Annotated in this window: 15 protein-coding genes; 7 read left to right on the top strand and 8 right to left on the bottom strand. The window is 60.8% G+C overall.

Annotated elements, in window-relative coordinates; translation table 11 throughout:
- Nucleotides 1-256: 256 nt before the first annotated feature.
- Complete coding sequence (locus BM341_RS01575) at nucleotides 257-997, top strand: Crp/Fnr family transcriptional regulator (RefSeq protein WP_089792681.1); 741 nt, start codon at nucleotides 257-259, stop codon at nucleotides 995-997.
- Nucleotides 998-1,122: 125 nt separating this feature from the next.
- Here BM341_RS01575 and BM341_RS01570 read toward each other — a convergent pair whose 3' ends face one another.
- A complete protein-coding gene (locus BM341_RS01570; RefSeq protein WP_089792229.1) occupies nucleotides 1,123-2,310 on the bottom strand; it encodes an amino acid aminotransferase in 1,188 nt (395 codons plus the stop codon).
- A complete protein-coding gene (locus BM341_RS01565; protein ID WP_089792227.1) occupies nucleotides 2,311-2,649 on the bottom strand; it encodes a 4a-hydroxytetrahydrobiopterin dehydratase in 339 nt (112 codons plus the stop codon).
- 142 nt (nucleotides 2,650-2,791) lie between these two features.
- Here BM341_RS01565 and BM341_RS01560 point away from each other — a divergent pair, with 142 nt between their 5' ends.
- Entirely contained in the window at nucleotides 2,792-3,421 is a 630-nt protein-coding gene (locus BM341_RS01560) for a hypothetical protein (protein WP_089792225.1), read from the top strand.
- A 10-nt stretch (nucleotides 3,422-3,431) separates the two neighbouring features.
- On the opposite strand, the gene BM341_RS01555 is transcribed toward BM341_RS01560, so the two are convergent.
- Both BM341_RS01555 and cfa read right to left on the bottom strand, forming a co-directional pair.
- The gene (locus tag BM341_RS01555) at nucleotides 3,432-5,408 is read right to left on the bottom strand and encodes a RecQ family ATP-dependent DNA helicase (RefSeq protein ID WP_089792223.1); all 1,977 of its coding nucleotides are present in this window, start codon (nucleotides 5,406-5,408) and stop codon (nucleotides 3,432-3,434) included.
- Between the two features lie 194 nt (nucleotides 5,409-5,602).
- Complete coding sequence (cfa, locus tag BM341_RS01550) at nucleotides 5,603-6,754, bottom strand: cyclopropane fatty acyl phospholipid synthase (protein ID WP_089792221.1); 1,152 nt, start codon at nucleotides 6,752-6,754, stop codon at nucleotides 5,603-5,605.
- Nucleotides 6,755-7,083: 329 nt separating this feature from the next.
- Between cfa and cobA the strand changes: the two genes are divergently transcribed.
- The gene (gene cobA, locus BM341_RS01545) at nucleotides 7,084-7,947 is read left to right on the top strand and encodes a uroporphyrinogen-III C-methyltransferase (protein WP_089792219.1); all 864 of its coding nucleotides are present in this window, start codon (nucleotides 7,084-7,086) and stop codon (nucleotides 7,945-7,947) included.
- 3 nt (nucleotides 7,948-7,950) lie between these two features.
- On the opposite strand, the gene BM341_RS01540 is transcribed toward cobA, so the two are convergent.
- Genes BM341_RS01540 through BM341_RS01525 form a run of 4 tightly spaced genes read right to left on the bottom strand, consistent with a single transcriptional unit; the run spans nucleotide 7,951 to nucleotide 11,670 of the window.
- Nucleotides 7,951-9,033 (bottom strand): ABC transporter substrate-binding protein, encoded by a 1,083-nt coding sequence (locus BM341_RS01540; protein WP_089792218.1) that lies wholly within the window; start codon nucleotides 9,031-9,033, stop codon nucleotides 7,951-7,953.
- Nucleotides 9,030-10,403 carry a sensor histidine kinase gene (locus tag BM341_RS01535; RefSeq protein ID WP_089792216.1) on the bottom strand — a complete coding sequence of 458 codons (1,374 nt, stop codon included), beginning with the start codon at nucleotides 10,401-10,403 and terminating at the stop codon, nucleotides 9,030-9,032. Before BM341_RS01535 ends, BM341_RS01540 begins: the two co-directional genes overlap by 4 nt.
- Nucleotides 10,400-11,062: a response regulator gene (locus BM341_RS01530; RefSeq protein ID WP_089792214.1), complete on the bottom strand. Its 663-nt coding sequence runs from the start codon at nucleotides 11,060-11,062 to the stop codon at nucleotides 10,400-10,402. Before BM341_RS01530 ends, BM341_RS01535 begins: the two co-directional genes overlap by 4 nt.
- Complete coding sequence (locus tag BM341_RS01525) at nucleotides 11,059-11,670, bottom strand: helix-turn-helix domain-containing protein (protein ID WP_089792212.1); 612 nt, start codon at nucleotides 11,668-11,670, stop codon at nucleotides 11,059-11,061. The genes BM341_RS01530 and BM341_RS01525 overlap by 4 nt, the downstream gene beginning before the upstream one ends.
- Before the next feature lie 240 nt (nucleotides 11,671-11,910).
- Here BM341_RS01525 and BM341_RS01520 point away from each other — a divergent pair, with 240 nt between their 5' ends.
- From BM341_RS01520 to BM341_RS01505, 4 genes are all read left to right on the top strand, one after another.
- Nucleotides 11,911-12,897 (top strand): Bug family tripartite tricarboxylate transporter substrate binding protein, encoded by a 987-nt coding sequence (locus tag BM341_RS01520; RefSeq protein WP_089792211.1) that lies wholly within the window; start codon nucleotides 11,911-11,913, stop codon nucleotides 12,895-12,897.
- Nucleotides 12,897-13,349, top strand: coding sequence for a tripartite tricarboxylate transporter TctB family protein (locus BM341_RS01515; RefSeq protein ID WP_089792209.1), 453 nt, complete (start codon nucleotides 12,897-12,899; stop codon nucleotides 13,347-13,349). The genes BM341_RS01520 and BM341_RS01515 overlap by 1 nt, the downstream gene beginning before the upstream one ends.
- Nucleotides 13,349-14,875 carry a tripartite tricarboxylate transporter permease gene (locus BM341_RS01510; protein ID WP_089792206.1) on the top strand — a complete coding sequence of 509 codons (1,527 nt, stop codon included), beginning with the start codon at nucleotides 13,349-13,351 and terminating at the stop codon, nucleotides 14,873-14,875. Before BM341_RS01515 ends, BM341_RS01510 begins: the two co-directional genes overlap by 1 nt.
- 566 nt (nucleotides 14,876-15,441) lie before the next feature.
- Nucleotides 15,442-17,655: a polysaccharide biosynthesis tyrosine autokinase gene (locus tag BM341_RS01505; RefSeq protein ID WP_089792204.1), complete on the top strand. Its 2,214-nt coding sequence runs from the start codon at nucleotides 15,442-15,444 to the stop codon at nucleotides 17,653-17,655.
- Nucleotides 17,656-17,730 lie beyond the last annotated feature (75 nt).

Below are 17,730 nucleotides of genomic sequence, written 5' to 3'. Positions count from 1 at the left end.
AACTGCTAAGGAAAGCGGTGTTCAAGCCCGGCCGAAAGGCCGGGCTTTTTTTCGTCTGCAGGTCTTCAGTTGCCTGGTGTTTGTAGCACGAAAATCGTCAAGCCGCGGTGGGCGGGGCAGGCGGGAATCACGATGGTAGGGAGAAATACTGTATTTTTCTTTTACTGAACAAGAAATGCTAAAGTCGGGCCTCTCGGCAGTATATGGTGGGCTCAAGTCGAATGTGACGTCTGTGGTTTACCAGAGGAAGGCCATTGTGGAAGATCAAGACAGTTGTATCATTCACCACTTCAGCCATTACTGCGTCCTGACGAAGGAAGAAAAAGCCCTGCTCGACGAGCTCGAGGAAAATCCTACTGAGGTCAAGGCGGGGGAGGCCCTTTGGGAAGAAAACGATGCGGCTGAGGACTTCTGTACGCTTCGCAGCGGCTGGGCCTACTCCTATCGATACCTCGAAAATGGCTCACGACAGATCCTCGAGATCTTCCTGCCTGGGGATATTATCGGTCTCAGGGAGTTCGCGTTTTCCAGGCGCCTGGCCGGTGTGCGAATGATCGAGGATGGGGTTATCTGTTGTTTCCCTCATCACAGGATCATGGCGTTATTCCGACAATCCCTTACCCTGACGGCCGTGATGTTCGCCATTGCCAGTCGCCAGCAGGTGCTGATGACCGAAAGGCTGGTGAACATTGCGCGACGCAGCGCCAGGAAGAAAATGGCGCACTTTCTGCTTGAAATGCACCAGCGGCTAAGACAGACCGGAACCGGGAGCGGTTGCAATCTGCGTCTGCCTTTATCACAGGAGCTTCTCGCCGACCTGCTGGGGCTTAGTTCGGTACATGTCAGCCGCACCTTTACTACCCTGAGCCGTGAAGGCTTGGTGCATCGTGATCGCTACGACGTGGTAATACCCAATCTCGAGGCGCTGGTCGGCGAAGCGGAGTTCGATGACCGTTACCTTGTCGATAATTTAAGGCCGCTGTTCAGGGCTGAGTAACCCATGCTTGGCTCGGGAGGGGCGATCCCTTTCCCTTAACACCGAGCGGGTAGGTGGCGCCACAAACGAGAACGCCCGGGCCTTATGAAGACCCGGGCGTTCTTTCATCGGGGATAGTCTACAACTCAATTGACCGCGGCGATGGCCTCGGCCAGGTAGGGCAGCTTCTCATGAGAAAAGCCCGCCACGTTGGCACGCCCCGAGCGCACCATATAGATGCCAAACTCATCGCGCAGGCGATCGACCTGCTCAGGCTGCAGGCCGGTATAGGAAAACATGCCGCGCTGTTCTGCCACACAAGCGTATTTCTGATCGAGCCCGTAGGGCTTGAGAGCCTCGACGAAATCGCGACGCAGGGAATTGATACGGTCACGCATCTCGGTGAGTTCTTCACGCCAGATGGCGGCGAGCTCGGCAGACTGCAGGATCTCGCTGACGATGGCGCCACCATGGGCCGGGGGGTTGGAGTAGTTCTCCCTCGCCACGATGGCGATCTGAGAGCGCACGTTCTCCATCTGCTCGTTGTCTTTCGCCACCATGATCAGGCAGCCGGTGCGTTCGCAATAGATACCGAAGTTCTTCGAGCAGGAGCTGGTGATGATGACCTCGTCGAGGTTCTCGGCCATCAGGCGTACCCCGTAGGCATCCTCGTCCAACCCCTCGCCAAACCCTTGATAGGCGAAGTCGATCAACGGTAGCAGGCCACGCTCGCGCACCACTTCTAGGACTTGCTGCCATTGCTCACGGGTGAGGTCGAAGCCGGTCGGGTTGTGGCAGCAGGCATGCAGCAACACCACGTCGCCTTCGGGAATCTGCTTGATGGCGCCCAGCATGCCGTCGAAGTCGAGACGGTTATCGGCGTCGACATAGGGATACTTGCGAAGCGTGAGGCCGGCGGCGGGGAAGATGCCCAGATGATTCGGCCAGGTCGGATCGCTGACCCAGATGTCCTTGCCGGGCAGCTGGCCGGCGATGAAGTCCGCCGCCAGCCGTAGGGCGCCGGTACCACCGGGAGACTGTGTGGCGCTGGCGCGGCCGGCTTCGAGCACCGCTGAACCCTCGCCGAGCACCATGGGCAGGATTACCTGGCCGTAGCTCGGTGCCCCATGCGAGCCGATATAGGTCTTGGTGGTCTCGTTCTTGAGCAGCAGGGCCTCGGCCTCCTTGACGGCGCGCATCACCGGCGTGTTGCCCTGGGCATCACGATACACACCGACCCCTAGATCGACCTTCTGCGGATTGGTGTCCTTCTTGAAGGCCTCGATAAGACCGAGGATGGCATCCCCGGGCACCCGCTCAATTTGCTCGAACATTTATTTCGCTACCTCGTCGGTTCTAGCGGCAAGAATGAAGTCGTTCTTGTGCAGGCCGTTGATCTTGTGTGTCCACCAGGTCACTGTCGCCTTGCCATATTCGGTCAGTATTGCAGGGTGATGGTCGGCCTGCTCGGCGAGCTCGCCAACGCGCTGGGTGAAGTCAAGCGCCTGCACGAAATTCTTGAAAGTGAAAGTGCGTTCAAGCTTCATGATGCCATCACGCTCGATGATCTGCCACTCGGGGATCTCGGGCTTGTATTGCTCGATCTCTGCCTCGGTCACGCGGGGGGCGCCCGAGCGGCAGGCCTCGCACTGCTGTTGGGAAAGCTCGCTCATGATTTCTCCTTGTCGTCTCGATGGGCTGCCCGGTGCACCAGGCTCATGATGTCCTGCAGAGAAAGGTCGTGCAGGGAGATGTGATCGTCAAGCATGTAGTAAACACGTAGTAAAGCGCCACAAGATCGGCGGGGAGGGGGCGATGCGCTATACAACCGATAAATCTCTGCCGCATAAAGAACTGCCGCTGTGGCTCAAGCTGGTCCTGAGCCTGTGGGTCGTCGTCTGGGCGCCGACCTACTGGGTGCTGCTGGGCCCGCAAAACTATTTCTGGCTATGCAACCTGGCCAACTTCCTGATCCTGGCGGGGCTCTGGAGCGAGAGCCGGGGGCTGGTTTCCATGCAGTGGCTGGCGGTGGCCCTGGTGGGCGCTCTCTGGACGCTGGATGTGGGTACGGCCTGGCTGACCGGGTGGCATCCCATCGGCGGCACTGAATACATGTTCGATACCGAGCACCCCCCGCTGGCAAGGGGGATGTCGCTCTACCACCTGATCCTGCCGCTGGTGGCAGGGTTCGCGATCTGGCGGATCGGTTATGATCGCCGGGCTCTACTCTGGCAGAGCCTACTCACCTGGGTTGTTATCCCCGCCAGTTATCTCTACACCGATCCCGAACGCAACATCAACTGGGTCCAGGGGCCCTTCGGCCAGCCTCAGTCGGTGTTGGACCCGCTGCTCTACCTGGTCGTGCTGATGTTGCTCTGGCCGCTGGTGATCTATCTGCCGGTGCACTGGCTTACCCTCGCCCTGTTGCGTCGTCGTCGCGGCTGACGGGGTTCGATCAACCGGCCAGGTGCACGGCGAGGCGCCGTCGAACCTCGGCATAGGGGTATTCTTCAAGCGTCGCAAAGCCGGGCAATCGGCGAGCCTTAAGTGGTGTAAAAAGGGGGGTCGAAATGCCACACAAGAAGCGGGTAAGCAGGTCCGCGGAGGCGGGTAGGCCGGCGTCATGCTCGGTCAGCCGCTCTAGCAAGGGCCGGCAGAGCGCCACGAGATTCTGATGTTCCAGCGGCGCCGGCGGGCTTACCGGGGGCAGGCGAGCCACCTCGCCCCGGCAGGTTGAGCAGTGGCCACACTGCTCGGGCGCGCGGGTGTCGCCAAACCATTCCGCCAGGCGCCGGCTGAGACAATCGTCGCTCTCGAACAGGGCCAGCATGGCATGCAGCCGCTCGACTTCCGTTTGCTCCTTGTGGCGAAAGTACCCCAAGAGCTCATCGGTCAGCGTGTTGGCATCGATGTCGGGCTGGCATATCGCATAGACGTCGGTCATTTGCTTGCTTTCCAGTTCCAGCCAACCCTTGTCGACGAAATACTCTAGTGCGGTGAGAACCCGTGCTCGACGGGTATCGAGGCCACGCTCTGCGCCCAGGGCGTCGAGGGCAGCGAAATCCAGCGCATACCAGGTACGTGCGCGACGCGAGGCGTCGAGGATCGCCTGCACGAAGGCGCGTCGTTCGCCCTGAAAGCGTTCGGCCAGGTGCTCGGCTGTATCGCGAAGCTTGAAGCGATAATCGGCGAAAAAACTGTAGCGCGGGGCGATGATGCCGCGTAGTTCCAGCTGCACGAGCAGCGTCTTGAGCGGCAGCGGGCGGATATTGCATTGCTGCGAGAGCCGATTGAGCAATAGTTCCCACTGGCTTTCGGCCCCTCCCTGCGACGAGGCGATCAGGTCGTCGACGACGTAGCGAATGCCATGGCGTTCCGGCGTGTCACCGTAGACGAAGTTCTCGAGCACGTTGAGATGGTCGCGTCCTGCCAGCATCAGGCAGGAGGCGGGAAGGCCGTCGCGACCGGCGCGGCCGATCTCCTGGCTATAGTTCTCCACCGACTTGGGCAGGTCGAAATGAACGACGTTGCGAATGTCTGCCTTGTCGATGCCCATGCCGAAGGCGATGGTGGCGACGATGCAGGGTAGCCGGCCGGCCATGAAGTCTCGCTGAAGCGCCTCGCGACGCTCACCGTCGAGTCCGGCATGATAGGCCACTGCCCCCAGTCCCGCCGCGGCCAGGTAGGCGGCAAGACGTTCCGCCGTCTGTTGCAGGGTCACGTAGACAATGGTGGGTTGTGTTGGGGTAGCGTCCAGGCGCGGTCGCAGCCACTCGACCAGCCGCGCGGGACGCTCTGTGGCGGCCACGGGGCTCACCTGGAGATCGAGATTGGGACGATAGAAGCCGGTGGCGGTGACATCGCCCGGCAAGATGTCGAAACGCTCGCGCATGTCCTCGATGACCCGCGGGGTCGCCGTGGCGGTCAAAAGCAGCACCTGGGGAATGTCGAAGTCGCGGCGGTAGGCGGGGAGCTTGAGATAATCGGGGCGAAAGTTATGCCCCCATTCGGAAATACAGTGCGCCTCGTCGATAACCATCAGCGAAATCGGCACGTGCCGGATGAAGGCGCGGAAGCGTTCGTTCTTGAGGCGTTCCACCGAGACCATCAGGATGCGGATCTCGCCGCGCTTGACGCCCTCCATCACCGCCGCCGCCTCTTCGCGACTCTGGCCGGAGTCGAGGCTGGCGGCGGCAATGCCATGGCGCTCGAGAAACGCCAGTTGATCCTGCATCAACGCCAGCAGCGGGGAAATGACCAGCGTGAGGTGGGGCAAGTGCAGCGCCGGCAGCTGGTAGCAGAGTGACTTGCCCGAGCCTGTCGGGAAGATTGCCGCCGCCGACCGTCCGGCGATTACCGCATCGATCACCGGGCGCTGGCCCGGACGCAACGTGGAATAGCCGAAGACCTGTTCGAGCGTCTGCTTGATCATGAAGGTATATCGCTCTGCGGGTATCAGGCAGGGGAGCATAACATTGGTGAGGCACCAAACAGCTGGCAACCCAAGGTCGCCAACTCGCGCACCATAGGATCGGTCGCAAGGTAGGCCAGGGAGAAGCGCCTCATCTCGCGACAAGCACCTCACGCCAAGCACTTCAGGACAAGCTCGAACCTCGATGGCGGTCTTCAGCGTGGGGCGTCGTAGCGTCCCTGGCGGTAGCGGGAGTACACCACCTGCCAGAGCTGTAGATGACGTGAACGGAAGGCGCCCGCACAAATCGCCAGGTAATACCGGAACATGCGTCGCGTGCGTTCGTTGTAGCGGTGGGCCAGCTTATGCCAATGAGTATCAAGGTTGGCGAGCCAGCCCATCAGCGTGGGGTCATAGTCAGGACCGAAGTTCTGCCAGTCTTCCATCAGCAGGTGGCCTTCACTGGCCCTTGCCACATGCATGGCGGAGGGCAGCACGCCATTGGGAAAGATGTAGCGGTGGATCCACGGGTCGGCCCTGATCCGGGAAACGTTGGAGCCGATGGTGTGCAGCAGAAACAGGCCCTCTTGAGTGAGCAGTTGCTTGACGGTGCGAAAGTAGGTGTCGTAGTTGCGATGGCCCACATGCTCGAACATGCCGATGGAGACGATACGGTCGAAGCTACCTTCAAGTTCACGGTAATCCTCGAGTCGTATATCCACTGGCAGCCCAGCGCAACGCTGGCGCGCGAGCTCGGCCTGCTCCCGGGAAATCGTGATGCCGGTGACCTCGACACCATGATGGCGAGCCGCATGATCAGCGAAACTGCCCCACCCACACCCGATGTCGAGCACACGCATCCCGGGGGTCAACTGCAACTTGCGACAGGCCAGTTCCAGTTTCTGGAACTGGGCGTCATGCAGGGTGTCGGCTCGTTTCCAATAGCCGCAGGAATAGCACATGGTGGGGTCGAGCATTTCCTCGAAGAGGTCATTGCCGAGATCATAGTGGGCCTCGCCGACAATATATGCCCTGGCCCGGCTCTGCAGGTTGATAAGGCCGGACTGCAACCGGTACAAGAGCCGCTTGGAGGCCGGGTGCGCCCGATCCCCCAGCCCATGGCGGATCAGCCGGCAGGCAAGCTGATCGATACGTTCGCATTCCCACCAGCCGTCCATGTAGGCCTCGCCGAGACCCAGCGTCCCATGGCGCAATACCCGCGAGAACAGATCAGGATGAAATACCTGGATATCGTGAGATGCCGAGCCGTTCAAAGTGATTCCAGAGCCGTCAAGTAGTTGCTCGATGATGTGTCGGGCACGATTGTCCGGAAGTGAAATCGGGCTGATACGAAGATTGCTGGTCATGGAATCCTCCTGATCCACTGGACAATTGCTTCCGAGCTGTCGGGGTCACTGCGCAGTACTCGCCTGGCGTGCGCCGATTAACTAAGAGCATAGACCAGCCTTTAACGTCTGGAGAAAGTTCGCCTTATGGTTTGGCTACCGATTCATGTACTTAAGTTTTGACCAGATCAGTCACCAATATTCACGTCATTATCGACCTGTAAGCAACCGCTGCCAGGGCGCCGGCGTATCGGTATCGCGGCAGATTGCCACCTCGCGGGATAGCGTCTCGAGGCGCGTTTGCTTACTGTAGGGCATATCCGGTAAATGAAAATTGAGGTTTATGGAATATGACAAATGCTGACGGCCGCGCTGACAACTCCGTCGAGCATCGCTACGCCACGCAGGCAACCGCGAAGAGCACGACGGGACGCGTCAGCCTGGTCGGTGCCGGCCCGGGCGATCCCGAGCTATTGACGCTGAAAGCGCTGCGTCGGCTCCAGGATGCCGAGGTCATTCTCCACGACCGCCTGGTCGGTGCGGAGATCCTGGCGCTGGCCGCCCCCGATGCCGAGCGCCGCTATGTCGGCAAGGCACGCTCCCGTCACAGTGTTCCTCAGGAAGGGATCAACCAGGCGTTGGTCGACTGGGCGAAGGCCGGCAAGCGTGTCGTCAGATTGAAGGGTGGCGATCCCTTCATCTTCGGAAGAGGGGGTGAGGAACTCGAGGCGCTGGTGGCGGCCGGCATCGTGGTGGAGGTAATTCCCGGCATCACGGCGGCTTCTGGCTGCGCGGCCTATGCGGGTATTCCGCTGACCCACCGCGACCATGCCCAATCGGTGCGCTTGATTACCGGGCACTTGAAAAACGGCAGTTGTGATCTCGATTGGGCAGCATTGGCAAGCCCGGGGCAGACGCTGGTCTTCTATATGGGCCTGCAAGGTCTCGACGAGATACGCCACCAGCTAATGCAACATGGTCTGAGCAGCGACACTCGGCTGGCCCTTATCGAACAGGGGACAACGGCGCGGCAGCGCGTTCACTGCGGTACGCTGGCCAGCATGCCGGCGTCTCTGGAACGGGATTGCATCCGCCCCCCCACCCTGATCATCGTCGGCGGGGTCGTGGGGCTGCATGAGCGGCTCGCCTGGTTCTCTCCCGAGCAAGCTCGGGCGGTTGGCTGGGATACTGGGCAGGGCCAGCGCGGTGGTTAGCCATCAGGGCGGCGCGGCGGTGTAGCGGCTGAACTCTCGCTGCCAGCGCGACAACAGCGCCTGGCGTTTCAGGTCATCGAGCGTGGCCAGCAGTCCTGGGCCCAGGTCGATCGGCCGCAAGGCGTCACCGAGTTCGCGGCGCAGTGCCTCTGCGGTACCCGGCCCATCCAGTGCTGGATGAATGGCGCCGAGAGCGGTCTGCTCGGCGAGCAGGCGTTGACCCGTCTCGCTGATCAGGAAGTCCAGAAAGCGTCCTCCGGTATCGGGATGGGGCGCATGCTGGGGGACGAAGGCCAGACGTCGCGTCACCAGGGCGTAGTCATCGGGCACGACAAGCCTCAATTCGGGATGCGCCGCGACCACATCCCGGGCGTAACTGCCCAGCAGGTTGTAACCCACCAGGTAGCGCCCCTCGATCAGTCCCTCCAGCATATCGTCGGTGGTATCGACCAGCTGTGCCCTTGCCTGGCCGAGTGCGGCCACCAGTTCCCAATAGCGTGGCGAGAGACGCGACTCTTCGATGGCATAGGTATACCCCGCACCGCTGCTCGCCGGATCGTAGGTCACGACCCGACCCGAGAGCTCACGGCCGTGGCGCTCGAGCAGCGCCAGAAGATCGGCGTGGCCCTGGATCGTGCCATAGCGCTCATCCAGCTCTCTGCGGACCACCATGACGATGGGCTCGAAGGTGAAGGCAAAGAGTTCATGTCGCCAGCGGGCCCAGGCAGGCCATGCGCGTGCATTGGCACTGAGCTGCTCGCGCGCGTGGCCGTCGTTGACCAGCCGATACTGCCAGGGCATGGCCGAGGAGATCATGACATCGGCCTGATCGGGGGCCTTGAGAAAGCGCTGATGCAGGTCGAGCGTCGTGAAGTTGCGATAGGTCAGCTCAACCTCGGGATGCAGACGGTGAAAGGCTTGCAGGACCGGCTCGATCTGGGGCAGGTCGAGGGCTGCATGCACCACCAGCGGGCGGGGAGCGTCGGTGGTGGGGTCGGCTGGGTAATGCAGGGTCTCGTCGGCGAGGGTGGCCAACGGCAAGAGACCGAGCACCAGCGTCAGCCAATAGCAACGTAGCGTTCTCATTGCGCCGCCTCCGGAAATACCAGCCGCACGCGCAGGCCGCGTCCGTCCTGGCCCGCCTCGAGATTCAGCGTGGCATGGTGGCTGCGGGCAATGCCATCAACAATGGCCAGGCCAAGCCCCGACCCCTCCAGCGCCTCGTCACCACGATGAAAGGGACGCAACATTCTCAAGCGTAGCTCGGCGGGAATTCCGGGACCGTCATCCTCGACTTCAAGGGTAAGAGGTGTTGCCCGGGTGCGTACCGTGATGCAGCGAGCGCCGTAGCGTTGGGCATTGTCGATCAGGTTGCTAAGCGCCTCGGCGAATTGCCAGTCGACCCCGTTGACGACGAGCGGCGACGACGATGCCTCGAGACCCAGGTCAACGCCGCTGCGCTGGCATTGGCTCCAATGCTCGCGAACCGCCTCTCGGGCGATGGCGTTGAGGTCGAGCGGGACGAGCTCGGGTTGGTATTCGGGGTTGTCCAGCCGGGTCAGTGACAGGAGTTGCATCGCCAACCGCGCGGTTTTGGCACTGGTCGTCTGCATGGCGAGCAGAGCCTCACGCCAACGGGCGGGGTCTTCCTGGCGCAGGGCCAGTTCGGCACGTGCCGAGAGTCCCGCCAAGGGGGTGCGCAGTTGATGGGAGGCGTCGCCAATGAAACGCTCCTGGTTGGCACGTACACGGCGCATCCTGGCCAGCAGGTCATTGAGGGTCTCGCGCAGCTCGGCAAGTTCCCTGGGCAGCGGCAGCGTCAAGGGTTCCAGGGTGCGCGGGTCGCGGGCGCGGATCGCACGCCGCAGCCGGGTCAGCGGGGTGAGGGCGGCGCGGATCGCCAGCAGCAGCACGGTAATCGCCACGGCCGCCATGGCCAGGATGTAGGCGAGATTGCCGCGCAGCAATTCTTTCATCAGTGCCTCGCGACCCTCGCGGGTATGGGCGACCCGTACCTCGAAACGCTCCCTCAGCCGCCAGTCTTCGAGCCGGGAGCGACGCACGCCCTGGCGCAGCTCCATGCCACGCCACTCGATGTCTCGATAAAGCCGTGTATCGCCGGACGCGCTGTCATCCCTCGGATCACCCGGGAGTTCCGCGTTACCGGTGACCACGCGGCCTGCCTGGTCGACCAGGCTATAGAAAACCCGCTCCTGCGCGTCGGTCGCCAGCATCTCGAGTGCGGCGGGGGGCAGGTCGAGCCATAGCTGTTCGTCCTGCCACTGCACCTGCTCGGCAATGGATAGTGTGGCCGCCTCGAGCAGGCGGTCGAAGGCGCGGTCGGCGGTGCGGCGCGCTTCACTCCAGGCCAGCAGCAGCATCAGCCCGCCCAGCGCGAGAAGGGGGACCAGCAGCCAGGTGAGCAGGCGACGATAGAGGCTGTCGGTCAGCGTCACGTCGTCTCCAGCACATAACCCAGGCCACGAACGGTGCGAAGCGTCACGCCGTGCCCGGTCAGCCGCTTGCGTAACCGGTGTATATACACCTCGATGGCGTTGTCGCCCATCGGCTGGTCCTGAAAGGCTTCTTCCGCCAACCGCACCTTCTCCACGGGCTCTCCGGCATGGCGCATCAGGCACGTCAGCAAGCGCTGTTCGCGAGGGGGAACCCCGAGCGGCTCGCCTTCCAGCGTGAAGCGCTGAGCCATGACATCGAGCACCAGCGACCCCACCTTGAGTTCACGATCACTGCCGCGTCGGCGCATCAGCGCCCTGACCCGAGCCTCCAGTTCGTCAAGGGCAAAGGGCTTGGCCAGATAGTCGTCGGCGCCCAGGTCGAGGCCACACACACGATCCTCGACGGCACCGCGTGCGGTCAGGATCAGCACGGGCGTGCCACTATCCTGGCGCCGCAGCGCCGTCAGTACGTCGAGACCGCTGCAGCCGGGAAGGTTGAGATCCAGCAGCACCAGCGCATAGCCATGATTCATCGCCCCGAGGCGTGTGCGGGCCGCCTCACCGTCAGCCAGATGGTCCACCTGGTGGCCGCCCAACCGCAGGGTGTCGACCAGCGTCTCGGCCAGTAGACGATCATCTTCCACCAGCAACAGCGTCATGGCGTGGCCTCCATGGGCTCGTCTCGCGGCTGGGCCAGCGTTGTCAGGGCATTGTCCAGGCTGGCGGCGGCAAGGATGGGATCAAGGCGACTCGCCGGGCCTGATAGCGTCAGCCATAGGGGCGGTTCTCCCGGTGGGGCGGGTAGCGGTCGATACACCATGATACCGCCGGTTACTAGCGGGCGCGGATCATGCGCATCGCTACTGCACCAACGCACGCCGGGCCGCAGGTCGTGACGCAGGCTGGCCTCGGGAAGCGCGGCGAGTCGGCATTCGATATGACGGCCGCGGCCTTCCAGCAGTGCGGCCGTCTCGCCACTCTCTGCTGCCAGGCGATCAAGCAATGGCTGGATCCGAGCCGCCAGGTGCCGACTGGGCGTGTGGCGTCGCGCCAGGCGAACGGGGGTGTGTCCCAGGCTCCAGCGGCCGTTCTCGCCGCGTTTTACGTAGTCGAAGCGTTCGAGCGAGCCAAGCAGGCGCAGTAGCGTGCTCTTGTAATAGCCGGTGACGTGGGCGAGCTCGGCTAGACTCAAGGTTTCCTGAGCAGAATCGAACGCTTCTAGCACCGTGAGCGCCCGCTCGACGGCTTCTACACGATCCTGTGCCATGGGCGATTCCTGTCGCTGATGCCGCTTTGGAGGCGGCCGATAAAGTCGGAAAGCGAGGGGTGGGCTGAATTGAACTTTAGTCGCAATCGATTGAATAGCCGTTGACCTCGCTGGGCGAGGCGCCTAATTTTCTGTTCTGAGGAACGAGGTTCTGCCTTACAGAACTGTAAGGTAAGCGATGAACCTCCCCAAGTCAAACATCGATCCATCCCGGATCCATTCCGTTAGGGGAATATAACAATGTCCACCAGAGCGCCACTCAAGCTGTTCGCCATTGCCGCACTGACCCTGAGCGCGGGAAGCGCCTTGGCTTTTGAACCCCAGGGCAAGGTGGAGTGCATAGCACCGTCCGATCCCGGCGGCGGTTGGGACTTCACCTGCCGCAGCGTCGGCAATGTGCTCCAGGAGCTCGACCTGGTGTCGGGTAACGTTCAGACCATCAACATGGCCGGCGCCGGTGGCGGTGTCGCCTATGGCCATACCATCAGCAAGCGCGCCGGCGACGAAAAGCTCCTCGTGGCGGCGTCCACGGCCACGACGACCCGCCTCGCTCAGGGCCAGTTCCCTGACATGACCGCCGACATGGTCAACTGGATCGGGGCGCTGGGCGCCGACTACGGCATCATCGCCGTGTCGGCCGATTCCGAGTACGAGGATCTACCCGCGCTGATGGACGCCTTGAAGGAAGACCCGCGCAGCGTGAAGTTCGCCGGCGGCAGCGCCAAGGGCGGTTGGGATCATCTCAAGGTGCTGATCGCGGCCCAGGCCGCCGAGGTTGAGAACCTGCCACGCATCGCCTACCTGTCGTACAACAACGGTGGCGAGGCGCTGACCCAGGTAATCGGCGGTCACGTTGAAGCGTTCACCGGCGATATCACCGAAGCACAGGGCTTCATGGAGTCCGGCGACCTGAAGGTACTCGCGGTACTTTCCGAAGAGCGCCTGCCCGGCGACTTGGCGGATATCCCCACCGCACGTGAGCAGGGCATCGAAGCGATTGGCCCCAACTGGCGCGGTTTCTATATGCCGGCGGATATCTCCGACGAAGCCAAGCAGTACTGGGTCGATGCGATGGACACCGTCTATGCCAGCGACGAGTGGCAGAGCGTCATGAAGCAGAACGGTCTGATGCCTTTCCATATGAGCGCCGGCGAGTTCGAAGCCTTCGTGACCGACCAGATCGCTGATATCGAACAACTGTCCAAGGATATCGGGCTGATTCAATAATGACTTACAACGACCGTATCTTCGGAATACTGATGATTGTCCTGGCCGTCGCGTACGGCTGGGGCACTACCCAGTTTCCCGAGCCGTTTGGTGGGTCCGAAGCTGTCGGACCCGACACCTTTCCTCGTTTATTGGCCATCGTGCTGGGGCTTTCCAGCCTTTACATGGTCGTGCGGCCGGACCCGGATAACGCCTGGCCATGGAGCCGTACGGGCATCGAGCTGATCATCGCCGTGGTGGTGCTGGTGCTCTATGCGATGTTCCTTCAACCGCTGGGCTTCATCATCAGTACCACACTGGCCGTGGGCACCCTGTGCTGGCGGATGGGATCGCGCCCGGTCAAGGCCTATATCATCGGGGCGATTTCCGGTGTGGTGGTGTATCTGGTGTTCAACTTTGCCCTCGACCTGGCGCTACCGCTGGGCGTGCTGTCGTTCCTGGAGGTGGGCTGATGGAAACGCTGGGCTATCTGATGGACGGTTTCGGTGTCGCGCTGCAACCGCATAACCTGATGTTTGCGCTGATCGGGGCCTTTCTCGGCACCCTGATTGGCGCATTGCCGGGGCTTGGCCCGGCCAATGGGGTGGCGATCCTGATTCCGCTGGCCTTTACGCTTGGCCTGGCCCCGGAAACCGCCCTGATCATGCTGACCTCGGTCTATGCCGGCGCCATGTACGGCGGGCGTATCTCCTCGATACTGCTCAATATTCCCGGCGATGAGCCGGCGATGATGACCTGTCTCGACGGCTACCCGATGGCGCAACAGGGCAAGGCCTCCGAGGCGCTAGCGATCTCTGCCGTGGCATCGTTCATGGGCAGCTTGATCGCTACCATCGGCCTGATCCTGCTGGCGCCGTTGCTGGCCGATTTCGCGCTGACCTTCGGGCCCGCCGAGTACTTTGCGCTGTTCCTGCTGGCCTTCGCGACCCTGGGCGGCATCACCGGCAAGAATCCGATGAAGACGGTGGTAGCGGCGGCCATCGGCCTGATGATCGCCACGGTCGGCATCGATTCCACCGGCGTGCAGCGCTTTACCTTCGGTACCCTGGAGCTCTACGAAGGCGTGGACTTCATCATTGCCATCGTGGGGCTGTTTGCCATTTCCGAACTGTTGTTCTTCATCGAAGAGAAGGCCGGCGGTGGCAAGGAGAAGATGGTCGTCAACAAGCTCTCACTGAAGTGGAAGGATATTCGCGAGATCCTGCCTACCAGTTTTCGCGGCGGGGTGTTGGGGTTCGTCGCTGGCGTACTGCCTGGGGCCGGTGCCTCGCTGGGTAGCTTCATCAGCTACACCCTGGAAAAGCGCGTGCTGGGCAAGAAAGGCTATTTTGGAAAGGGCGACCCGCGTGGTGTGGCAGCCCCCGAAGCTGGTAACAATGGTGCTTCCAGCGGGGCTCTTGTCCCCATGCTGACATTGGGTGTGCCGGGCAGCGGTACGACAGCGGTGCTGCTGGCGCTGCTGATTTCGCTGAACATCACGCCGGGGCCACTAATGTTCACCCAGAACGCCGATATCGTCTGGGGGGTCATCGCCGCGCTGCTGATTGGTAACTTCCTGCTGCTGATCCTGAACATTCCGTTGGTCGGCATCTTCGTCAAGCTGCTGTCGGTACCGCCTATGTACTTGTTGCCGATCGTCACCATGATCGCCTTCGTAGGTATCTATTCGATCAGCAACACTATCTTTGATCTGTACTTCATGGTGGCCTTCGGCGTGGGCGGCTATTTCCTGCGCAAGCTGGAGATTCCGCTGGTGCCGATCATCCTCGGGCTGTTGCTGGGGCCGGAAATGGAAAAGAACCTGCGCCACGCCATGGATATCTCTGACGGTGACTGGACCATCCTGTGGAACAGCGGCCTGGCCATTGGTCTCTGGGTGTTCGCCGGGCTGGGGTTGATCCTGCCCTATATCGTCGGGCCCATCCTGCGTCGACGCATGCGAGCCACCCCGGACTCAGGCAGTCCCGAAAGCGATTGACCTGCTGACGCTTCACTGACCTAAAGGGCGCCGATTGATTCGGCGCCCTTTTTTATTCCCGATGCAAAACGCTGGCCCGGCACGAACAGCCATGACCGGCCCTTACCAGGGCGAGCCTACAGCGCGTGATGCGGTGGTTAGTTTCGAAGGACTATTTCGCGATGATCGGCGGGCAGTTACATATGATGTCTCATATACTGATGAGTTAAATTAAAGGAGATTCTTAATGAACAGATTTTATTTAAGTGGTTACATTTAACTAATTACTTCTAATTAAAAATATAGCTTAAATCGGTAATTTTTAATCTTTAAGCTCTTAGTATTAGTAAATCCATCTATTGGGCATGCTTATCTTAACCCTTGAGCCGCCGGTGTTTATTATCCAAGATTACTTAACTTCACAATGTGTCTGTGCAATATAAACAATGTCTGTTACGGGGATGCACCGCGCTACCCTCGGGCGGTAGCGTGGCTAACGTCTCGTTTTACTACTCACTTTCCACATTGTTTCAATCGAACTGTTACTCCCACGTACACAACCTGAAGATTCCCGACCCGTTATTTTTATGTCCATCGAAGGACGTCATGTGACTGAAAAGCCCCCCTCGCAACAATCTGCAGTACCAGATATTGATCTCGGTCACTTTTTCGGCTGGTTGGTTGATCATAAATGGTTAATTGCCTTAGTTATGTTGCTGTTTGCCATCGGTGGGTATCTGTATGCAGGATCCCAGCCCCTCGTTTACAGCGCCGATTCGCTGGTGCAGGTGGAAAGCGAGAGCAGCTCGCTGATCAACCTCCCCGGGATGGCGGGTCAGCAGTCCAGTGCCGAGCAATCCCGAACCCTGACCGAGATCGGCATCCTGAAATCGAGAATGGTGCTGGGTGGGGCAGTTGACCGAGAGAACCTGACCATCCACGTCTCACCCAGGCGCTTGCCGTACCTTGGTAACTTTTTGGTCAACCAGGGTGTGTCCGTTCCGTCCTTCTTGCGTGATTATCCTTATGTCTGGGCCAATGAGTTTGCCGAGGTGTCGCGCTTCGAGGTGCCCGAGGGGGCGTCCCTAGGTCCCTATATCCTCCGCTCGGAGGGCGACGGAGGTTATTCCTTGCTGCAGGACGAGCGTGTTGTGGTGACCGGCCAGGCAGGCGAAACGGTGCACAGCGATGAGGGTCATCGGCTATTCGTGCAGCGCATTGAGGCGCATCCAGGTGCCGAATTCGTACTCAATCGAAGCACACGGCTAAGTGCGATCAACGGGCTCAAGTCGAGCCTGAGCAGCCAACAAGCAGAAGGTGAGTGGCTAGTCAATCTTCGCCTGACCGGTCAGGACCAGACACAGATAGAAAATACCCTCAATACCATCATGCAGGTCTTCCTCGCTCAGAATATCGAACGTCAATCTGCCGAGGCCGACCGCCAGCTGGAGTTCCTTGAGGAACAGATTCCTCAGGTAGGTGAACAGCTCGCCGCTTCTGAAACCAACCTGAATAACTATCGTGCCCAGCGCGATTCCGTTGATCTGGACTTCCAGACCGAGGCAATGCTGAACAAGTTGGTGACGCTCGAGAACCAGCTATCGGACATCGAGTTTCAGCGGACCGAGCTGGAGCGAAGGTTCACCAGTAGCCACCCAACCTACCAGGCGCTGATGGAAAAGAAAGAACAGCTGGAGGAAAACAAGGCGGAACTGGAGAGTCGCATCACCGATCTCCCCGAGACCCAGCAGGAAATTCTCAGGCTCGAGCGGGCGGCGCGCGTTAATCAGGAAATCTATGTCCAGCTACTCAACAAGCAGCAGGAAATGCGTCTGATCCAGGCGGGCACCGTCGGCAATGTCAGGATTCTCGATTCGGCTGTCGTACAACCATCACCCATCGCGCCGCGTTCGAGCCAGATCATGGCGATCAGCCTGCTTATGGGCCTGCTCGTTGCGATTGCTATTGTCATGGTCCGTTACCTGCTCAACCGTGGTATCGAGGTGCCCAAGCAGCTACAAGACCTAGGCCTGCCCGTCTATGCAACCGTTCCCCTTTCCGAGGAGCAGGCGAAGCTCTCGGGTGGCTTCAAGTCCGGCCCGCGGCGACGCAAGCTTGCCGGTCTGCGTGACCTGTTGGCCTTGCGAAGCCCGACGGATCTCTCCATCGAGGCATTGCGTAGTCTGCGCACCAGCCTGCACTTCGCCATGCTGGATGCAGGTGACAATCGGCTCATGATCACGAGCTCCGCTCCCACGGTTGGCAAGAGCTTCATCAGCGCCAACCTGGCCGCGATCTGTGCTCAGGCTGGCCAGAAGGTTTTGGTCATCGATGGCGATATGCGCAAGGGTCATCTCCACCATGCCTTTAAAGGTGACAGCAAAGGCGGGCTCTCCGAACTGCTCAGCGGTCAGCAGACGCTGGAAGAGGCTATCCGCGGCTCAGCGGTGGAAGGGTTGGATTACATCGCTCGTGGTACTTCACCGCCTAATCCCTCCGAGCTACTGATGCGACCAAACTTTTCCCGGTTGTTGGCGGAGGTGTCGTCCCGCTACGACCTGGTGATCATCGATACCCCGCCAGTGCTGGCGGTGACAGATGCCGCCATCATCGGCAAGCAGGTCGGCACTGGCTTGCTGGTGGCGCGTTTCGGCGTGAACCCACCAAGGGAAGTCGAAGCAGCGATGCAGCGCCTGGAGACCAGTGGCGTCACCCTCAAGGGCGCCATCCTCAACGCTACGGAGCGCACGGCCGCCACGAGTTACGGCTACTACGGTCACTACAACTATTCCTACAAGTGAGCAGCCACTCCGGCCGAAACGAGGCCGACATCAAGCCACATCCTCGGCAATCGATTATGCCGGGGAGACGGTCGG

This window comes from Halomonas korlensis, assembly GCF_900116705.1.
Lineage (GTDB): Bacteria > Pseudomonadota > Gammaproteobacteria > Pseudomonadales > Halomonadaceae > Halomonas > Halomonas korlensis.
The sequence above is the reverse complement of the archived record's forward strand: the minus strand, read 5'-3'. Positions and strand labels throughout refer to the sequence as shown.